The 19023-nt window shown below is 35.6% G+C and carries 16 protein-coding genes; 8 read left to right on the forward strand and 8 right to left on the reverse strand.

Features of this window, described 5'->3' with window-relative positions; translation table 11 throughout:
• Nucleotides 1-127: 127 nt before the first annotated feature.
• Nucleotides 128-3013 carry a leucine--tRNA ligase gene (gene leuS, locus EKM00_RS11405; RefSeq protein ID WP_126516267.1) on the forward strand — a complete coding sequence of 962 codons (2886 nt, stop codon included), beginning with the start codon at nucleotides 128-130 and terminating at the stop codon, nucleotides 3011-3013.
• A 160-nt stretch (nucleotides 3014-3173) separates the two neighbouring features.
• Nucleotides 3174-3860: a zinc metallopeptidase gene (locus EKM00_RS11410; RefSeq protein WP_185964876.1), complete on the forward strand. Its 687-nt coding sequence runs from the start codon at nucleotides 3174-3176 to the stop codon at nucleotides 3858-3860.
• A gap of 167 nt (nucleotides 3861-4027) precedes the next feature.
• Here EKM00_RS11410 and EKM00_RS11415 read toward each other — a convergent pair whose 3' ends face one another.
• The 3 genes from EKM00_RS11415 to EKM00_RS11425 all read right to left on the reverse strand — a co-directional run bounded on the left by EKM00_RS11415 (nucleotide 4028) and on the right by EKM00_RS11425 (nucleotide 6225).
• Nucleotides 4028-4498 carry an Lrp/AsnC ligand binding domain-containing protein gene (locus tag EKM00_RS11415; protein ID WP_126455485.1) on the reverse strand — a complete coding sequence of 157 codons (471 nt, stop codon included), beginning with the start codon at nucleotides 4496-4498 and terminating at the stop codon, nucleotides 4028-4030.
• Between the two features lie 292 nt (nucleotides 4499-4790).
• Nucleotides 4791-5540 (reverse strand): uroporphyrinogen-III synthase, encoded by a 750-nt coding sequence (locus EKM00_RS11420; RefSeq protein ID WP_126455487.1) that lies wholly within the window; start codon nucleotides 5538-5540, stop codon nucleotides 4791-4793.
• Between the two features lie 13 nt (nucleotides 5541-5553).
• Entirely contained in the window at nucleotides 5554-6225 is a 672-nt protein-coding gene (locus EKM00_RS11425; protein ID WP_126516268.1) for a DUF4271 domain-containing protein, read from the reverse strand.
• 103 nt (nucleotides 6226-6328) lie between these two features.
• Here EKM00_RS11425 and EKM00_RS11430 point away from each other — a divergent pair, with 103 nt between their 5' ends.
• From EKM00_RS11430 to EKM00_RS11440, 3 genes are read left to right on the forward strand one after another with little or no spacing between them, the layout of a single operon-like run.
• Nucleotides 6329-7054 (forward strand): polyprenol monophosphomannose synthase, encoded by a 726-nt coding sequence (locus tag EKM00_RS11430; RefSeq protein ID WP_126455491.1) that lies wholly within the window; start codon nucleotides 6329-6331, stop codon nucleotides 7052-7054.
• Between the two features lie 12 nt (nucleotides 7055-7066).
• A complete protein-coding gene (locus EKM00_RS11435; protein WP_126516269.1) occupies nucleotides 7067-8407 on the forward strand; it encodes a dihydroorotase in 1341 nt (446 codons plus the stop codon).
• An 11-nt stretch (nucleotides 8408-8418) separates the two neighbouring features.
• Nucleotides 8419-8862 carry a DUF4296 domain-containing protein gene (locus EKM00_RS11440; RefSeq protein ID WP_126516270.1) on the forward strand — a complete coding sequence of 148 codons (444 nt, stop codon included), beginning with the start codon at nucleotides 8419-8421 and terminating at the stop codon, nucleotides 8860-8862.
• Here the strand turns inward: EKM00_RS11440 and EKM00_RS11445 are convergent.
• On the reverse strand, nucleotides 8859-9848 hold the full coding sequence (locus EKM00_RS11445; RefSeq protein ID WP_126455497.1) for an NAD-dependent epimerase/dehydratase family protein: 990 nt from the start codon (nucleotides 9846-9848) through the stop codon (nucleotides 8859-8861). The genes EKM00_RS11440 and EKM00_RS11445 overlap by 4 nt on opposite strands.
• A gap of 93 nt (nucleotides 9849-9941) precedes the next feature.
• Between EKM00_RS11445 and tyrS the strand changes: the two genes are divergently transcribed.
• Complete coding sequence (tyrS, locus tag EKM00_RS11450) at nucleotides 9942-11240, forward strand: tyrosine--tRNA ligase (RefSeq protein ID WP_126516271.1); 1299 nt, start codon at nucleotides 9942-9944, stop codon at nucleotides 11238-11240.
• Between the two features lie 53 nt (nucleotides 11241-11293).
• Here the strand turns inward: tyrS and EKM00_RS11455 are convergent, their stop codons facing one another.
• The 4 genes from EKM00_RS11455 to EKM00_RS11470 all read right to left on the reverse strand — a co-directional run bounded on the left by EKM00_RS11455 (nucleotide 11294) and on the right by EKM00_RS11470 (nucleotide 17064).
• Nucleotides 11294-12316: a LuxE/PaaK family acyltransferase gene (locus EKM00_RS11455; RefSeq protein ID WP_199734678.1), complete on the reverse strand. Its 1023-nt coding sequence runs from the start codon at nucleotides 12314-12316 to the stop codon at nucleotides 11294-11296.
• Nucleotides 12317-12463: 147 nt separating this feature from the next.
• Nucleotides 12464-12802: a T9SS type A sorting domain-containing protein gene (locus EKM00_RS11460; protein WP_126455499.1), complete on the reverse strand. Its 339-nt coding sequence runs from the start codon at nucleotides 12800-12802 to the stop codon at nucleotides 12464-12466.
• A 127-nt stretch (nucleotides 12803-12929) separates the two neighbouring features.
• On the reverse strand, nucleotides 12930-14102 hold the full coding sequence (locus EKM00_RS11465) for a hypothetical protein (RefSeq protein ID WP_126516272.1): 1173 nt from the start codon (nucleotides 14100-14102) through the stop codon (nucleotides 12930-12932).
• Between the two features lie 181 nt (nucleotides 14103-14283).
• Complete coding sequence (locus tag EKM00_RS11470) at nucleotides 14284-17064, reverse strand: TonB-dependent receptor (RefSeq protein WP_126516273.1); 2781 nt, start codon at nucleotides 17062-17064, stop codon at nucleotides 14284-14286.
• 175 nt (nucleotides 17065-17239) lie between these two features.
• Between EKM00_RS11470 and EKM00_RS11475 the strand changes: the two genes are divergently transcribed.
• Nucleotides 17240-17923: a response regulator transcription factor gene (locus EKM00_RS11475; RefSeq protein WP_126455532.1), complete on the forward strand. Its 684-nt coding sequence runs from the start codon at nucleotides 17240-17242 to the stop codon at nucleotides 17921-17923.
• The gene (locus tag EKM00_RS11480) at nucleotides 17924-18976 is read left to right on the forward strand and encodes a sensor histidine kinase (protein ID WP_126516274.1); all 1053 of its coding nucleotides are present in this window, start codon (nucleotides 17924-17926) and stop codon (nucleotides 18974-18976) included.
• Nucleotides 18977-19023 lie beyond the last annotated feature (47 nt).

Below are 19023 nucleotides of genomic sequence, written 5' to 3' on the forward strand. Positions count from 1 at the left end.
AAAAAACAATAAAAAAGAGGAATGACTTGAGTGCGCGACAGCATGACTCCATTAAAAAACAATAAAAAAGAGGAATGACTTGAGTGCGCGACAGCATGACTCCATTAAAAAACAATAAAAAAGAGGAATGAAATACAATCCGAACGAAATAGAAGCCAAATGGCAGAAATATTGGTTAGAAAACCAAACATTTAAAGCCGAAAATAATGCAACAAAACCTAAATATTACGTACTGGATATGTTTCCTTATCCATCTGGAGCAGGATTGCACGTAGGACATCCGCTGGGATACATTGCCTCTGACGTGTATTCCAGATACAAAAGACACCAAGGTTTTAACGTGTTGCACCCTATGGGCTATGACAGTTTTGGTTTGCCTGCTGAGCAATATGCGATTCAAACTGGGCAGCGTCCTGAAGATACTACTTCGGTAAATATTGACGGCGGAACGGATAAAGAAGGAAATAAAATTGCAGGATACAGAAAGCAATTGGACAAAATTGGATTCTCTTTCGATTGGAGTCGAGAAGTGCGTACTTCAAATCCCGATTATTACAAACACACACAATGGATTTTCATTCAATTATTCAATTCATGGTACAATAAAAACAGCGATAAAGCCGAAGATATTTCGACTTTGGTTTCGATTTTCCAAAAAGAAGGAAATGCAAATGTCAATGCGGTTTGCGATGAAAATATTAAAATTTTTTCAGCAAATGAATGGAACGCTTTCGCAAAAGAACAGCAGGAGAAATTGTTGTTGCAATACAGATTGACCTATTTGGCCGAGACTGAAGTAAACTGGTGTCCGGGATTGGGAACGGTTTTAGCAAATGACGAAATCGTAAATGGTGTTTCAGAGCGTGGTGGTTTTACAGTGGTGCGCAAGAAAATGACGCAGTGGAGCATGCGAATTTCGGCTTATGCAGAACGTTTACTGCAAGGATTAAACGATATTGATTGGAGCGAAAGCATTAAGGAAAGTCAGAGAAACTGGATTGGGAAAAGTGTTGGGGCGACAGTTTCTTTTAAAGTCGAAAGTCAAAAGTCAAACGTTGAAAGCGAGCAGCAATTTATCGATGTGTTCACAACGCGTCCTGATACCATTTTTGGAGTAACGTTTATGACCTTGGCGCCAGAACATGAATTGGTAGCTCAAATCACAACGGCAGAACAAAAAGCGGCAGTAAATGCATACATCGAAAAAACATCAAAACGTTCCGAAAGAGAACGTATGGCCGATGTTAAAACTATTTCGGGAGTATTCACCGGAGCGTATGCCGAACATCCGTTCACGAAAGAACCAATTCCGGTTTGGATTGGGGATTATGTTTTGGCAGGTTACGGGACAGGCGCGGTTATGGCGGTTCCTTGTGGCGACGAAAGAGATTATGCTTTTGCTAATTTCTTCAAAGGGCAACAAGGCATGCAAGAAATCAAAAATATTTTTGCCAATGTAGATATTTCTGAAGCTGCATACGTTTCGAAAGACAATGTGATTATCGCCAATTCTGATTTCCTAAACGGACTGACATACAAAGAAGCAACTAAAAAAGCGATAGAAGAATTAGAAAAACTAAACCAAGGAAAAGGAAAAATCAATTACCGTTTGCGTGATGCTGTTTTCTCTCGCCAGCGGTATTGGGGAGAGCCATTTCCAGTATATTATGTGAATGGCTTGCCGCAAATGATTGATGCGCAACATTTGCCAATCATCTTGCCGGAAGTAGAAAAATATTTGCCAACCGAAGACGGTTTGCCACCATTAGGAAACGCTGCGGTTTGGGCCTGGGATAGTGTTCAGTGTTCAGTGGTTAGTACTCAGTTAATAGATAATGTGACTATATTCCCATTAGAATTGAACACCATGCCAGGTTGGGCGGGAAGTTCTTGGTATTGGATGCGGTATATGGATGCGCGCAATGAGAATGAATTTGCAAGCAAAGACGCTTTGGCGTATTGGGAAAGCGTTGATTTATACATTGGCGGAAGCGAACACGCCACCGGACATTTATTGTATTCCCGTTTTTGGAACAAATTCCTAAAAGACAAAGGTTTTGCACCCACCGAAGAACCATTCAAAAAACTGATTAATCAGGGAATGATTTTGGGAATGAGTGCGTTTGTTTATAGATTAGACGGAACAAATACGTATGTTTCTAAAAATAAAATCGGTGGACAAAACGTGCAGCCAATTCATGTTGATGTTTCAATGGTTAATTCTTCTGATGAATTAGATATTGACAGCTTTAAAAGCTGGAGAGAAGATTATGCAGATGCAGAATTTATCACCGAAGAAAACGGTAAATACATTGTTGGTCGCGAAATCGAAAAAATGTCGAAATCCAAATACAATGTGGTAACGCCGGATGATATTTGTAACGAATATGGAGCCGATACATTGCGTTTGTATGAAATGTTCTTAGGACCATTAGAACAAGCAAAACCTTGGAACACCGCAGGGATTTCGGGAGTTTTTGGGTTCTTGAAAAAACTGTGTCGTTTGTATTTTGATGATAATGGTTTGATTGTTACTAATGAAAAACCAACTAAAGACAACTTAAAATCATTGCACAAAACCATCAAGAAAGTGGCAGAAGATATTGAAGGGTTCTCCTTTAATACATCGGTTTCACAATTTATGATTTGTGTGAATGAATTGTCCACGCAGAATTGCCATTCTCGTGCAATTTTAGAACCATTGGCGATTGTGATTTCGCCTTATGCGCCACACATTGCCGAGGAATTATGGTCGTTGCTAGGAAATAAAGGTTCGATTGCAACAGTTGCTTTTCCTGTTTTTGAAGCGAAATATTTAGTAGAAAGTGAAAAGGAATATCCAGTTTCTTTCAATGGAAAAATGCGTTTCACGATGGTGTTGCCTTTGGATTTAACCAAGGAGCAAATCGAGGAAATCGTGATGAAAGATGACAGAACCATCAAACAATTAAAAGGAAGAACGCCAAATAAGGTGATAATTGTTCCGGGAAAAATTATTAATTTAGTGGGGTAAATTTTTAACAAACATACTAATCCGTATAAATCTGCGCATATCCTTTTCATCCACGTAATCTGCGTTCCATTTTTAGGAATGCCAAATTGACGCAATAAAAAAATGGTTCAGATTTTGATAATTCTTTTGTAACTTTAAATAATAAATTAAAAAACAAAATATGGGAATGGGTTATTTGATTCTTGCCGGAGCAATCATGCTTTTCAGCTGGTTAGTTAGTTCAAGACTAAAAAGCAAATTTGAACATTATTCTAAATTGCAATTGCAAAACGGAATGTCCGGTGCTGAAATCGCCGAGAAAATGCTTGCCGATAACGGGATTCGTGATGTACGAGTAATCTCTACACCGGGACGTTTGACGGATCATTATAATCCATCTGACAAAACTGTGAATTTAAGCGAGGCCGTTTACAACCAAAGAAATGCGGCTGCGGCAGCTGTTGCGGCTCACGAATGTGGACATGCGGTGCAACACGCTGTAGGGTATCAGTGGCTGACAATGCGATCTAAATTAGTGCCGGTGGTAAATGTAGCCTCTACGTATATGCAGTGGATCTTGCTAGGAGGAATCTTGATGATGAAGACTTTTCCGCAATTACTACTGGTGGGAATTATCATTTTTGCAGCAACTACTTTATTCTCTATAGTTACTTTGCCGGTCGAATATGATGCGAGTAATCGGGCGTTGGCTTGGTTAGAAAACAAAAGAATGCTGACACAGCAAGAACAAGCGGGAGCCAAAGATTCGCTTAAATGGGCTGCTAGAACGTATGTTGTGGCTGCTTTAGGATCCATCGCGACACTCTTGTATTATGTTTCGATTTATATGGGCGGAAGAAGGAATTAGATGTTTGCTTAAAAAATACAAATCCGTCTTGTGTAAGAACAAGACGGATTTTTTTGCCTCTATTTCATCTTTACGGAGAAGAAATCTCATCAAGTTATTCGGAGTATGTGATTTCTCCTACGCAGAAATAACAAAGTTCATGGAGTCACAAAGGGATAAAAGTGGTGCTACAATTGAATTTGTCTTTCAATTTGTTGGTCCAAAGAAATAAAGGTTTCTGTCCTGGAAACGCCTTCTATCGCTTGGATTTTGGTATTGAGTAATTGCATTAAATGTTCGTTATCCCGACAAATTATTTTAATAAGAATAGACCAGTTTCCTGTCGTATAATGGCATTCTAGTACTTCAGGAATTTTTTTTAGATCACGTACTGCCTCTGGATTTCTAGCCGCTTTGTCCAGATAAATTCCAACAAAAGCCATCGTGTTATAACCCAAAATTTTATTGTTTACCGTAAATTTTGATCCCGAAATAACGCCGGATTGTTCCAGTTTTCGCAAACGTTGATGAATTGCTGCTCCTGAAATTCCAATTTTATTGGCGATTTGAAGAATTGGTTTTCGGGCATCTTCCATCAAGTCACGCAAAATTTCTTTGTCGATACCGTCAATTTCTACTATTTGGGAATTGATTTTCATGAGTTGTTATTTTAAACTAAACTATTAAATTTAGTTTGAATTGAAAATCAAATTTAAAAAAAAAACGATTAAATTCAGTATTTAAGGTGTTTTAGTTGACTGTTTTTTGTCATATCAAGTGCAGTCTGGAAGCTAAAATGATTCTCTATTGCGTTCGATGTGGTAATAGGACTAATTTTTACGTAGTAATACTGCACGATAAAGAACCTAACGTAATTTTAGATTTTGTATCATCAAAAAAGCCATTCGGATCGCGAATGGCTTTTTTGATTTTATTACGAAAAGTAATTTTTTATTTTCCTTTGTTGGCTTCCGTGATATATTTCTCTAAAGCCATTGTCATCGAAGGCGTTTCTGGTGTTGGTGCAAGAATATCGATTCTTAAGCCATGATCTAAAGCTTCTTTTTGGGTGGTACTGCCAAAAACAGCAATTCGAGTATTGTTTTGCTCAAATTCTGGAAAATTCATGAACAATGATTTTATTCCAGTTGGACTAAAGAAGGCCAAAACATCATAATACACATCAGCTAAATCAGACAAATCGCTCATCACTGTTTTGTAAAAAATAGCGGGAGTCCAGTCTACTTTTAAGGCGTCCAACGTTATTGGAGCATCGGCATTGAGTTGATCTGAAGCAGGTAATAAGAATTTTTCGTCTTTGTATTTTTTAATCAGTGGGGATAAATCGGCAAAGTCTTTTGGCCCTACGTAAATTTTCCGTTTTCGATATACCACATATTTCTGCAGATAAAAAGCGACCGCTTCTGATTGACAGAAATATTTTAATCCCTCAGGTACTTTAAATCGCATTTCTTCGGCCACTCTGAAAAAGTGGTCTACTGCATTTCTACTGGTTAAAATAATTGCGGTGTAATGATTAAGATCAATTTTTTGAAGTCGGATCTCTTTTGCATTAACTCCTTCTACATGAATAAAAGGCCTGAAATCAATTTTTACTTTATGCTTTTGTTGAAGTTCAAAGTATGGGGAATTTTCCACTTTAGGCTCTGGCTGTGACACCAAAATTGTTTTCACTTTCATATTTTAACGTTTTCTAAGCACTCCCTTTTGTGAACCAATAATACATGAAATAATAGGGAGCTATTTCGAGAGCGCAAAGATATAAAATAAAATAAAACAACTTACCGATTATTAAATTTTGATAATTTTTTATTGAAATAAAATAAGTTATAATATTGGTTACCAATATAATGCCTATAATTAATAATGGAATATTTCTTGAGATTGTGTCGTTATAAAACAAAATAATATTGAATGGCAGTATGATTAATCCAATATAGGTTCTGTAAGTTACCTTTTGTAGGTTGAACTGCTCCATAAATTCTTCAATATTGAATGAGGTTGCAATTATTTTTTCGATTAAATACTTTGCTAAAACGAAGAAGATCAAGAACGTAAATATTTGAATATAAAGCAACCAGTCCGTTTTTGAAACGGGGCCAAAATAGCTCAATGCAATTTGGATAAAGAACGCAAGGGAGATGATTTGGACCAAAAATAAAGCAACAGTGAATCCGCTTTTGAGATGACTGCTGTCACGGTATACTTTTGTGTATTTATTGGAGAAAATAAGGTTCGCAAAATCACCAAAACGATTTTCGAAAATGGATCTAGTAATAGCAATAATAGCAAATGACAGCACAAAAAGTACGGTCGCCCAGTCTTTGTTCTCTGTTATTCTTGGATGAAGTATGGTTTCTATCATAACGGGGTAAAATTACTAATTTTTATACCATTCTTTTTATTATAATTTTATTAAGGATCAAATGGCATAAAAAGTTTACTTTTGCGGTGAAATTAGCCTAAATATGAATGATTGTATTGTTATAATTCCTACCTATAACGAAATTGAAAATATTGAAAGTATTATCCGATCGGTGCTTTCGCAACACAAACCCTTTCATGTGCTTATTATTGATGATAATTCACCAGATCACACTGCTGATAAGGTTGTTTTGCTTCAGAGAGAATTTGGAGGCAGGTTGTTTTTAGAAAAAAGAAATAAGAAATCAGGTTTAGGTACAGCTTATGTGCATGGATTCAGATGGGCATTGGAGCACCGATATGAATATGTTTTTGAAATGGATGCTGACTTTTCTCACAATCCCAATGATTTAGAAAAATTGTACAGCGCCTGTCATTTTGGTAATGCTGATTTAGCAATTGGATCTAGATATGTAACCGGTGTCAATGTAGTGAACTGGCCTTTAAGCCGGGTGCTAATGTCATATTTTGCCTCTGTTTATGTGCGCATGATTACCGGAATGAAAATTCATGATGCTACCGCTGGGTTTGTCTGTTACAAAAGAAAAGTTTTAGAAGAAATCCAGTTAAATTCTATTAAATTCGTTGGGTATGCCTTTCAAATTGAAATGAAATACAGGGCATATTGTAAGAATTTTCAAATTGTAGAGGTTCCGATTATTTTCACTGATAGAACCAAGGGGCAGTCCAAAATGAGTAATTCAATAATTATTGAAGCCGTTTTTGGAGTTATTTCGCTTAGATTAAAAAGACTTTTCAATACATTATAAGAAAAAAATACGATGAACAGGGTTTTAATAAAGAATGCCAAAATAGTAAATGAAGGAGTCATTTTTGAAGGTGATTTGTTAATTGAGAATGACCTAATTGTTGAAATTGCAGAAAGCATCAGCGCTAAATTCTCTGAATGTAAAATCATTGATGCCGAGGGAAATTATTTGATTCCCGGAGCCATTGATGATCAGGTGCATTTTAGAGAGCCAGGACTCACGCTTAAAGGCGATATCGAATCCGAATCTAAAGCCGCAATTGCGGGGGGAATTACGTCTTTTATTGAACAGCCGAACACGGTTCCAAATGCGGTTACCCAAGAAATATTAGAACAAAAATACGAGTTGGCTGCCCAAAAATCGTACGCAAATTATTCGTTTATGATGGGTGCAACCAATGATAATTTAGAAGAGGTTCTAAAAACAAATCCAAAGAATGTTGCCGGAATCAAAATATTTTTAGGATCCTCAACCGGAAATATGCTGGTAGATAATGAAGCCACATTAGAAAAAATATTTTCCAGTACACCACTGCTTATCGCGGTACATTGCGAGGATGAGACAACTATCCAAAATAATTTAGCAAAATACAAAGCAGAGTATGGAGAAGATGTCCCCATAACCGCACATCACCTGATCCGCAGTGAGGAAGCGTGTTATATTTCGTCTTCCAAAGCGGTTGCGCTGGCGAAGAAAACTGGAGCGCGTTTGCATGTTTTTCACCTTTCAACTGCTAAAGAAATGGATTTGTTTAGCAATAAAATCCCATTGGAAGACAAGAAAATCACAGCTGAGGTTTGTATCCATCATTTGTGGTTTACCAATGATGATTATGCAACCAAGGGCAATCTGATCAAGTGGAATCCCGCGGTAAAAACAGCTAATGACCGGAATGTGCTTTGGGAAGCCTTGCTGGATGGTAGAATTGATGTGATTGCCACAGATCATGCGCCACACACATTAGAAGAAAAAAAACAATCGTATTTGAATGCGCCCTCCGGTGGGCCTCTGGTTCAACACGCTGTTGTGGCTATGTTTGAAGCCTTTCATCAAGGTAAAATTAGCGTGGAGAAAATTGTGGAAAAAATGTGTCATAATCCGGCAAAGATTTTCAAAATAGAAAAACGTGGTTTCATTAAAGAAGGCTATTATGCGGATTTAGTGATCGTAAATTCAGGCTTGCCGTGGAGTGTTAAGAAAGAAAATATTATGGCTAAATGTGGGTGGTCACCATTTGAGGGTTTTACTTTTAAGTCCAGAATTACTCATACTTTTGTAAATGGACAATTAGTATATAACGCATTTAAGGTAAAAGACATTCGTGTGGGCAAACGGTTGTTGTTTGAAAGATAAATTTTTGATAAATGAAAAAAATTATAACATTTTTAGCGATCGGGACTCTCTTATTAGGTTGTAAAGAGGAATTAGTCGAAAAACCTGAACGGCTTATTGATAAAGACGTTATGATAAATGTGATGTATGATTTGTCCGTTTTAGAAGCGATAAAATACCAAAATCCAGCCTCCCTGGATACGTTCAAAATAAATCCGACACAATATATCTATAAAAAATATAAAATTGACAGCCTGCAGTTTGCTAAAAGTAATATTTATTATGCGTCCGATTATGAGGGTTACAAAGTGATGTTTGAGCAAATGACCCAACAATTGGAGGATAACAAAAAACAAGTCGATTCTTTAATTACCATAGATAAAAAGAAAAAGAAACCCCTTCTTTTGAAAAAGAAAAAAACGCCCGAAATTGGTAAGGATACTTCGCAATTAAAACAGATTGAAGCACCCTTTTAATGCGCTGAAATGTATTTTATGTAATCGGTAATATTTGTAAAATCAGTTTTTAATCTGTTTTTAATCTTCTCATTGGAATACCTGTTTTTTGAGTAGGAAGCCTTTGCGGTAGCGTGCGATAATTTTCTCTTTTGTTGAAAAATAGTCGAAACACACCAATCCAATCTCCAGAGAATTTTCATAAAAAGCGGTTTTGCATGAATGGTAGGTCGCCTCACGCCCAATGTATCAGCCATAGTATTCAGGATGTCTCGGAAAATATTATTTTCTGCAATCAATGTAAAGCGTTCATTCTTGATTTCGCTTTGCATCAATTGATGTGCAATTCGGACCACATCAGTAACGGCAACAAATCCTGTTGAGCCCAGCGTGTAAAATTTTAATCCGTTTTTTACTTTCGTAAAAAGTTGTCCGCTTCCTTGCGCTCTAAATCCTGGCCCAAGAATGACACCCGGATTTACAATAATCACATCTAAACCTTCTTGTTGTCCGCGCCAGATTTCCATTTCGGCACCATATTTAGAAATCGCATAATCAGTATGGTACTTTTCCGGATTCCATTCGGTTTCCTCAGTAATGAATTTTTCATGAGGTAGTAAGTCGCCCAGAGTGGCAATGGAACTTATAAAACAAAGTTTTTTTATTTGATAAGCGATACAAAAACTCACAATATTTGCGGTGCCTTCAATATTTGTTTTTCGCAATAGATTTTCATCTTTTGGATCAAAAGAAATCAAAGCGGCACAATGGTAGACGGTATCAATATTCTGGAAGGCGATTTCTAAAGAAGGAATTTCGGTGATATCTGCTTGAATCCATTCGATTTGGTCGTATAATAATTCCTTTTTGTAGAGGGAGAATAGCGATTTGGTTTTATCTATCGAAGCAATACTTCGATAAATAGCGCGCACTTTTTCGCCATGATCAATTAAATGAAGCAATAAATGTGCGCCTACTAAACCAGTTCCTCCTGTGACTAAAATCATTTTGTAAAGATAATTAGATTGTTCGATTTTTAGACCGATAGATTTTCAAATTATGCAATTAAAGCTATCTTTGTGAAAATTGATTTTTATACAATGAAAAATATTATTTCCGAATTACAATGGCGCGGCTTAGTTCACGACATCATGCCTGGAACTGAAGAGCAACTTTTAAAAGAAATGACAACTACATATATAGGATTTGATCCAACATCGGATTCCTTACATATTGGGAGTTTAGTACCTATAATTCTTTTGGTTCACTTGAAAAATTTTGGTCATAAACCGATTGCATTAGTGGGTGGAGCAACAGGAATGATAGGGGACCCATCTGGGAAATCTGATGAAAGAAATCTCCTAGATGAAGCGACTTTGAATCATAATGTAGAAGGAATAAAAAGTGTTTTATCTCGTTTTTTAGATTTTAATTCAAGCGAAATAAATGCGCCAGTTCTGGTAAATAATTACGATTGGATGAAGAATTTGTCGTTCATTAATTTCGCTCGTGACGTAGGCAAACGAATCACTGTGAATTACATGATGGCCAAAGATTCTGTAAAGAAAAGATTGTCAGGTGAGGGCGAAGGAATGTCTTTTACCGAGTTTACCTATCAATTAATTCAAGGATACGATTTTTATCATTTGCATAAAGAATACAATTGTTTGTTGCAAATGGGAGGTTCTGACCAATGGGGAAATATTACAACCGGAACTGAATTAGTGCGTCGTATGAATGTAGGTGAAGAGGCCAAAGCATACGCGATGACTTGTCCGTTAATCACAAAAGCGGACGGTTCTAAATTTGGAAAATCCGAAGGAGGAAATGTTTGGTTGACGGCTGATAAAACGTCTGTTTATAAATTTTACCAGTTTTGGTTGAATACCACAGATTTGGACGCTGAAAAATATATTAAGATTTTTACTTTTTTAGATGCAGCAACAATAGACGCATTAATAGTAGCGCATAAAACGGCACCGCATTTAAGAGTGTTACAGCGAAAATTGGCCGAAGAGCTTACTGTTTTTGTGCATTCCCAAGAAGACTTAGAAAACGCCATAAAAGCGTCGAATATTTTGTTCGGGAATTCTACTTCAGATGATTTGAAACAATTGGACGAAGCTACTTTCTTAGATGTTTTTGATGGTGTTCCTCAAGCAGAAATCAGCAGAGCCGAGATTGAGACTGGAATTAATATTGTTGACGTTCTAAACGAAAAAACAGGATTTCTAAAATCAAATGGCGAAGCAAGACGTGCTTTGACAGCTAATTCTATTTCGGTAAATAAAGAAAAAGTAACGGAAGATTTTGTGCTTTCGACCAAAGATTTAATCAACAATCAATTTATATTATTGCAAAGCGGTAAGAAAAATTATTTTGTGGTGAGAGTGGTTTAACTGTTTATTCAAAACATCGGTTAACCGATGAAATAAATTAACGATTAACCTTTTTACAAGACCATCAAATTACAGCCTCGAATATCAGAATTATCAAAACGTCCCAACACCTCGAAAGAGTTGTTGGGATTTTTTTTGCCCAAATCCTGCGTGGCAATAAAGGAACAGGAATTAATGTTGGCCAAATCAATCACGTTGATTCCGCCTGTTTTTCCGTCTGGAATGTAAGTTAACGCATCTTCAGTATCACGAACTAGGATTTGTATCCAAGAAGGGCATTCAAATACGCCGTTTCCTAACGAATAGGCTTGCGAAAGCAATTCGGTCATGCCGTATTCAGAATGTATGGCTGAAACTCCAAAACCTTGACACAATTGTTCGTGTAATTCTTCCCGAATCATTTCTTTGCGCCTGCCTTTCATGCCGCCGGTTTCCATGATGATGGTATGCTGCAATTGAAACTGATGCCGCTCTATTAAGTCCAATAAAGCAAAAGTAACCCCAATTAGGATTACATTTTGACCGGCTAGATCTAAAGCGATAAGCTTGGCAATCAGTTCGTCGTGATTGTGCAGGTAAAAACCACTCATAGGATGATTGGAAAGTTCAATTAAATCCTTGACCATGTAAATTAAGGAAGATCCTTCCCGTTCCAGATAGGAAGGAAGCAAGGCCAAAATAACATAATCTTCGATATTGCCATAAAACTGGGAAAACCCTTTACGGTAACTTTCTTCATACAAAGTGACGTCCGTAACTAAATGTTTGCTGGTTATGGGAATTACTTTTTTATCCAAATTCCCCCCTTTAGGGGCTACGGGGCTTGTGGTTCCGCTGCTAGTAAAGGTTTCCTGAATGGGATTAGTATTTGAAACTACTTCATGACTCTTAAAAAACTGAATCGGTAAAAAAGGAATCTGATGTAAGGATTTTACTTTATGAGGATCTGTTTTTAAAAAATTACAAAATTCCTGATAGACTAAGTTGTTTTCGTATTGAAAACGAAATACTTTTAAGGCAGTTTTCTCAAACTGTTTTTGACTGGAAATGGCAAATATATCGGAAGATGTGATCAAGAATTTTTTTGCAAAAGTAATCAAAAATTTAAAGGCAAACCAATAACGGAATGGTATAAACAGGAATTTAGGGCTTGATTTGGTTTGATTATTATACAAAAAAAGCCCCAATAGGAATTGGAGCTTTTGTGTTTTGTTTTTGAAGTATTATCGTATAATTAGTTTTCGGGTAGCTGAAGCTTCTCTTTCATTGATCTTGATGATGTAAACACCGGAGGTTAGATTAGAGACATTTAGTTCTTTTGAGCTCAATATGGTTTGAAGCACTTTTTTTCCTAAAACATCAAAGATGATAATTTCTTTATCAAAATCGTTTTTTGTCGAAATGTACACTCTACCATTACTCACAGGGTTTGGATACAGGCTTAATCCTTCAATTGAGGCGTTTTCTTGTGTCTTTGCTTGTTGCTTAGTTTCCTGAGCACTAATGCCAAGAGAAAATAAAAAAACCAATAAAGTAATAGTATAAAAGTAGTTTTTTGCCATTAGATTAATTTGAATAGTAAATATACAAAATATATTTCAAAAAGCATACCAAAAAAAACCTATCCAAATGATTGAATAGGTTTTTAAATAAAAGTCCATAATCGGACCTATATTGGATAACGGAATTTTATTTTTTTAGTAAATCCAATCCGTCAATAATTGACCATGATCCAGAAGTAAGTACAGCACCAGTTGTCGTTGTGCTTAAAGAATAATTTCCGGTTGGAAATGTAACGGAGAATCCCGTTCCTACTCCAGCAAACTGAGAAGTACCATCATTAATTTTTACATTTGATAATTTTATCTTTCCACCTGAAACCTGATTGGTATTTGTAGCTGCATCTTGAATTCTAACAGCAGTTGAACCTGACGTTGTGTAACCAGAAATTAAAACATTAGAAAATTCTCCATTTCCTTCTTTTTTGAATTGAATAGCATCATATTCAGCAGCTGAGGATCCTCCTTCGGTAACAGTTCCAGCAGCTCTTGTTAAAGTAATATTAGTAACTTTAGGTCCAAATGAATTATTTACTGATTTAGCTTCAATCTCCATACCATAATTCCCTGTTCCAACTTGGTAAGCGTACCAATTTGTGTTTTCTTGACCTCTCCAGCCATCTTGCCAGTCAAACGAGTCATCAAAATTACCATAAGAGACAAGGTTTTTGGCACTTACTGTACCTCCGTAAAATTCAAATCCATCGTCAGCACCTTTGTAAGCAACTAAGTTTTCTAAAACAGTTGCAGATCCTACTGAGTAAAATGAAAATCCATTTAATTCACTAGTATTATCAGTAAGCTTTTTTCCAGCATATTCTACACGTACGTATTTTAATGAACCACCATTGTGTGTAGCATTTGTACCACCGTATGGCAAGTTGTTTCCATCTTCAGATGTTGCTGTAGTAACACCATTAGCACCTACTATAGGAGCATCTCCAAACATAATAATTCCACCCCATGAACCTGCAGTTTTAGAAGCTTCTGTAAATACAATTGGTAATGCAGCAGTACCATTTAAGAAAAGTTTCCCTCCGTTTTCCACTAATAAAGCATCAGCTGTTCCATCAGCAAGAGTTGCTGTAATAGTCGAGCCAGCATCTATGGTTAAAGAACCTCCGCTTTTAATTTTTACTGTTCCTTGTATGGTGTAATTTCCTAATGGATACGTTTTTGCTGTTGTTATATCACCTGAAATAGTTCCTGTAGGTGTTGGTTGCGTTGCGATTTCCTCGTTGTCAGAAGAACAACTTCCTAAAGATAAAGCAACCATTGATAAGCTTAAGACTAATTTTTTCATTTTGTTACTGTTTGTTTGTTGTTATTATTTTTGACAAATTTACATTCATAGCTCGTAAAGGATGTTAAGTCAATATTATAAAACCATTGCTAAAATTTGAACTTAAAGTAAATTTTATGTAAAGAGTCTTAGGTTGTTGTGATTAATAAAAAAGGCTGTCATTTTTTGACAGCCTCGTTTATTAAAAAGTATATGATAAATTAAGTGAGAATCCTCGCCCTCTTTTGAAACTCTCCAGTAATAAGGAACTTTCATTTATGATAAATTTATTATCGTTGCCCAATTCCATTTTATATAATGGATTTAAAAGATTATCAACGACAAATTTAATATCAATATTTTTGCTGATTTTACTAGACCATACAAAGTCTAACTTGTGAAATGGTTTTTCATAAATATTGTCCATACCCGCTGATCCTACAGCAAATATTCTAGGACCATATACCCCATATACTAATGAAATGGAGTTTTTCATAATTTCATTAAATTCAAAATCATATTTCAAATCTGAATTGATGATCCATTCAGAAGCTCCTTGTAATTTTCTAGTTGAGTTGTTCTCTAATGAACTACCTCCAAAATTTACTTTCACATCGGTTTTCATTAATGAAGTGTTCATTCCGAAAGAGAAATCTGATAAGACTGGAGATAAACGTTCTAATTGCAATAGCAATTCAATTTCTGCGCCATATAAAAAAGCTTCTTTAGAATTTTGATACGTCATCAATTGACCACTTCCACCTGCACCTGCAATAAAAACTCTTTCAATAGGATTTTGGATTTGTTTTGCAAATAATCCAGCCGCAATAATTTCATTGTTTTTTGGAAACAATTCATACTTCATATCGAAGTTAAAATTATCACTATTTTTTAAGTTTGGATTACCCAATATTGATTTTCCATCTGGACTTACATATTGAATAGGTAATAATTCCATTGTAACAGGTCTGGTAATTGTTTTAGAACCATTAAAACGCAAATTGCTGCTTTCTGTTAAAGCATATTTTGCATTAATCGAGGGTAATACATCTAATTTTTGGTCTTTAATCTTTAGGTATGGTCCATTGATAATTTGACCAATATTTCTGTAATGAATTAATCGGTCTGAATTTTCGACTCTAAGTCCTCCATTGATTTCAAATTTGTCACCAATGTTGTAAAGTAAGCTAACGTAGCCTGCGTTAACTAATTGATTCAATTTTACTTTATAATCAGCATTTGATTCTTCACGAACAGCTATGATTCCATTATTGATATCATCAACAATAAATTGATCAATGGTATTCAAGGGAGCTGTATAGTTTTTGTTGACAGAACGTAATCCCGAGAAAATACGGTAAGTAGATCTTAAGTCATTCTCGAAAACATTATATCCTACAGTTATGCGATTGGATTTTCCGTTTTCTTTCTCATTAAACTTAAAGTTATACTCTAATAAACCTGAGAAGTAGTAATTTCCTTTGATGTCTAAATACTGTCTGTTCAGATGATTTCCTCCATAAGAAGTATTAATTTCAGTTTCAGAAATTTTTTCGCCTATAATAAATTTACGATCCGGTTGCTCATAAGCAGTTTTTACAAAAGAACCACCTACTCTAAGCGAATGTTTTTCGTCCGCAGTTAATTTTACATTTCCTAAAAGTTGGGTGTTCAAATAATCAGATTGATCAAATTGGTTTGTTCTGATTAAAATGTTAGGATTAATAGATTGATTGTTGGTATACCCTAATTGATCCTGAATCTTGCTATCAGTGGAGCGTAGGTAAAAAGAGTTGAACCCAATGTCAAAACGTTTAGCTTTATAATTTATTCCAATTAAAGCGGAAGCTGTCGTTTGGTAACTATAGCTTTCTTTGTTCAAGTTGTTGTCATAATCTCCAGCTCCTAAAATAAAAGTACGGTCTACACCCTTACGGATTATGTATTTATTATCTGCATTCAACGAAAGTGTGTAATTTAACTTTGCATCATTGTTTAAAGTAAATTTTTCGGCATGTATAAAACCAATACTTGTATTTAATGGGCTTGAAGTTTTATCAACATTCCAAGTATTGTTCTTGTAAGCATCATTATATCCAGTAGGAGATAATTTTTTTCCGGTTGGAACATTTCCAAATTCAGGACTTAACTGACGGTCTTGACCATTCAGTCCCAAAGCGCCTCTACTATTGTTTGCATCGCTATGAATTAAAAAATCAGAACCGTTATTTGCAGTAGTAAAACCAGTACCAATGTTGATTTTAGTAATGCTTTTTGATTGTACAGTTTCAATGTTTACAGTAGCTCCGGCAAAATCTCCAGAAATATTAGGATTAAAAGTTTTGTAAACATTTAAAACTCCTACGATATCTGTTGGGAAAAGATCTAGTGGAATTATTTTGGTGAACGGACTATTTGAAGGTGCTTGCAGGTCATTTATTAAAAGATTATTGTACCTGTCCTCAAGTCCCCTTACGAATAAACCCCTAGATTCTACTTTAGAGATTCCGGTAATTTTCGTCAAACCTTCTTCAACATCACTTACTCCTTTACGAGCCATTTCTTGTGCTCCAATACTTTGTTTAAAAACAACTGCGTTTTTTTGGTCTAATAAAAGAGCGGTTTCCTTTTCTCTATTTACAGTAGATCGCACCACTACATCTTCTAGTTTGTAGCTTCCGGAACCTAAAGTTTTGTTTAATGTTACAGTTTGATTAGCAACTACTGTTACAGGAACTTCTACAGATTCATACCCTACAAAACTAAACTGTAAAGTATATTTTCCGGGAAGTATTGTTATGGCATATTTACCATCAATATCAGTATTTGTTCCTATATTAGTTCCTTTAATGAGAACGTTAGCAAATGGTAATGATTGGTTGTTAGTATCCTTATCTGTCAAGACACCTGCTATAGTTCCTTTGCTCTGTGAAAAAGAAACAGCGGTTATAAATAACGTTAAAAATAATAATTTGAATTTCATCTGGTTTAAATTTTTTGCAAAGTAACAGTCGAAATGTAAAATGTAAGTTACTGGTTTGTTATGATTATGTTTTATTTTACATCATAAAGTGGCCTCAATATTAAATTACCGTTAACAGCTTTTCAATAGCTCATTTATGATTACATTTACAATTCAAAATAATTTTTGGTGCTTTATGAAGAAAAAAAATACTAAAATTCTACTAGTAGACGATGAACCGGATATCTTAGAAATTGTAGGGTATAATCTCGCTCAAGAGGGATATCAAATCAGTACTGCCACAAATGGGAAAGAGGCTATAGCAATCGCTAAAAAAGAATTGCCGGACCTAATTATAATGGATGTAATGATGCCGGAAATGGATGGCATGGAAGCTTGCGAGAACATCAGAAAAATACCGGAACTCAGTAATGTAATCATAACTTTTTTAACCGCCAGAAGCGAAGATTACTCTCAAGTTGCGGGCTTTGATGCCGGAGCTGATGATTACATCACTAAACCAATAAAGCCTAAATTATTAGTCAGTAAAGTAAAAGCCTTACTGCGCCGATTAAAAGAAAAAGAACAAAATAGCGAAACTCTGAATGTTGGTGGAATAGAAATCAACAGGGAGGAATACAAAATTGTAAAAGATAATATCGAAATTGCCTTACCCAGAAAAGAATTTGAATTGTTTTATTTATTGGCTTCAAAACCGGGAAAAGTCTTCAAAAGAGATGAAATTTTGGATAAAGTGTGGGGCAATGAAGTAGTTGTTGGTGGTAGAACTATAGATGTTCACATCAGAAAATTACGCGAAAAAATTGGCGAAGAGTTGTTCAAAACAATAAAAGGAGTGGGGTATAAGTTTGAAGTATAAATGACAATAAATTTTAAAAAAACATATCGTTTTGCCGTAAAGTCGGCCTTGTATATTACCCTTTTTTCTACTGCATTGGTAAATTTACTGATTTACCTTTTTTTTACTTTTTCCTACCAGTTTATCCTGATTTTTGCCATTTCAATTGCTACTTTTTCATTTATAGTGATTCAATATCGGGTGGAGCGTTTTATTTATAAAAAGGTAAAAAAAATATACGATGACGTTTCTTTATTAGAATCTAGCACCTTCAGAAACCAGCCCATAACAACGGACATGGCGACTCTTACAAGGGAAGTCAAGAAGTTTGCTACGGACAAAAAGCTGGAAATTGAAACCTTAAAAGTTCGGGAGGAATACCGGAGAGAATTTCTAGGAAACGTCTCTCACGAACTAAAAACACCTCTTTTTACGGTCCAAGGCTATCTGTCAACCTTACTAGATGGAGCCATGAATGACAAAACAATCCGAAAAAAATACCTAGAACGCGCCGAAAAAGGAGTCGAAAGACTGATCTACATTGTACAGGATTTGGACATGATTACCAAACTCGAAATAGGGGATTTGCATCTGGAAATTGTCGAGTTTGACATCGTCAAACTCGTTCAGAATGTATTTGATTTGCTCGAAATGAAAGCATCTAAAAAAGATATTTTGTTGATGTTTGATATGAAATACAACAAACCCGTCATGGTCATTGGAGATCAGGAAAAAATACAACAAGTGGTGATGAACCTAATTGTAAACTCAATTAAATACGGAAAATTAAAGGGTTCTACCGAAGTAAGTATTGAGGATTTGACAGCAGAAAAAGTCATCGTTCGTGTGACCGATAACGGAGAAGGAATTGAGAAAAAAAATATCCCAAGACTTTTTGAACGTTTTTATAGAGTAGATAAAAGTGGAGCAAGAACAGAGGGAGGCTCTGGGCTGGGATTGTCGATAGTAAAACATATTATCGAAGCACATGACGAGAAAATTTATGTAGACAGCACGTATCATGTTGGATCTGAGTTTTCATTTACCCTGGAAAAATCCAAGTCAAGGGAATAAGTACGGCCATCTAAGTTCCTTCAGGTCAAATAGAATTAATAATATCC

The sequence above is a fragment of the Flavobacterium sp. RSP15 genome (assembly GCF_003968755.1).
Taxonomy (GTDB): domain Bacteria; phylum Bacteroidota; class Bacteroidia; order Flavobacteriales; family Flavobacteriaceae; genus Flavobacterium.

Excerpts from the sequence above, each read along its gene's own strand:
- leuS (WP_126516267.1), top strand. The coding sequence starts at position 128 with ATGAAATACAATCCGAACGAAATAGAAGCCAAATGGCAGAAATATTGG.
- EKM00_RS11410 (WP_185964876.1), top strand. The coding sequence starts at position 3,174 with ATGGGAATGGGTTATTTGATTCTTGCCGGAGCAATCATGCTTTTCAGC.
- EKM00_RS11415 (WP_126455485.1), bottom strand. The coding sequence starts at position 4,498 with ATGAAAATCAATTCCCAAATAGTAGAAATTGACGGTATCGACAAAGAA.
- EKM00_RS11420 (WP_126455487.1), bottom strand. The coding sequence starts at position 5,540 with ATGAAAGTGAAAACAATTTTGGTGTCACAGCCAGAGCCTAAAGTGGAA.
- EKM00_RS11425 (WP_126516268.1), bottom strand. The coding sequence starts at position 6,225 with ATGATAGAAACCATACTTCATCCAAGAATAACAGAGAACAAAGACTGG.
- EKM00_RS11430 (WP_126455491.1), top strand. The coding sequence starts at position 6,329 with ATGAATGATTGTATTGTTATAATTCCTACCTATAACGAAATTGAAAAT.
- EKM00_RS11435 (WP_126516269.1), top strand. The coding sequence starts at position 7,067 with ATGAACAGGGTTTTAATAAAGAATGCCAAAATAGTAAATGAAGGAGTC.
- EKM00_RS11440 (WP_126516270.1), top strand. The coding sequence starts at position 8,419 with ATGAAAAAAATTATAACATTTTTAGCGATCGGGACTCTCTTATTAGGT.
- EKM00_RS11445 (WP_126455497.1), bottom strand. The coding sequence starts at position 9,848 with ATGATTTTAGTCACAGGAGGAACTGGTTTAGTAGGCGCACATTTATTG.
- tyrS (WP_126516271.1), top strand. The coding sequence starts at position 9,942 with ATGAAAAATATTATTTCCGAATTACAATGGCGCGGCTTAGTTCACGAC.
- EKM00_RS11460 (WP_126455499.1), bottom strand. The coding sequence starts at position 12,802 with ATGGCAAAAAACTACTTTTATACTATTACTTTATTGGTTTTTTTATTT.
- EKM00_RS11465 (WP_126516272.1), bottom strand. The coding sequence starts at position 14,102 with ATGAAAAAATTAGTCTTAAGCTTATCAATGGTTGCTTTATCTTTAGGA.
- EKM00_RS11470 (WP_126516273.1), bottom strand. The coding sequence starts at position 17,064 with ATGAAATTCAAATTATTATTTTTAACGTTATTTATAACCGCTGTTTCT.
- EKM00_RS11475 (WP_126455532.1), top strand. The coding sequence starts at position 17,240 with ATGAAGAAAAAAAATACTAAAATTCTACTAGTAGACGATGAACCGGAT.
- EKM00_RS11480 (WP_126516274.1), top strand. The coding sequence starts at position 17,924 with ATGACAATAAATTTTAAAAAAACATATCGTTTTGCCGTAAAGTCGGCC.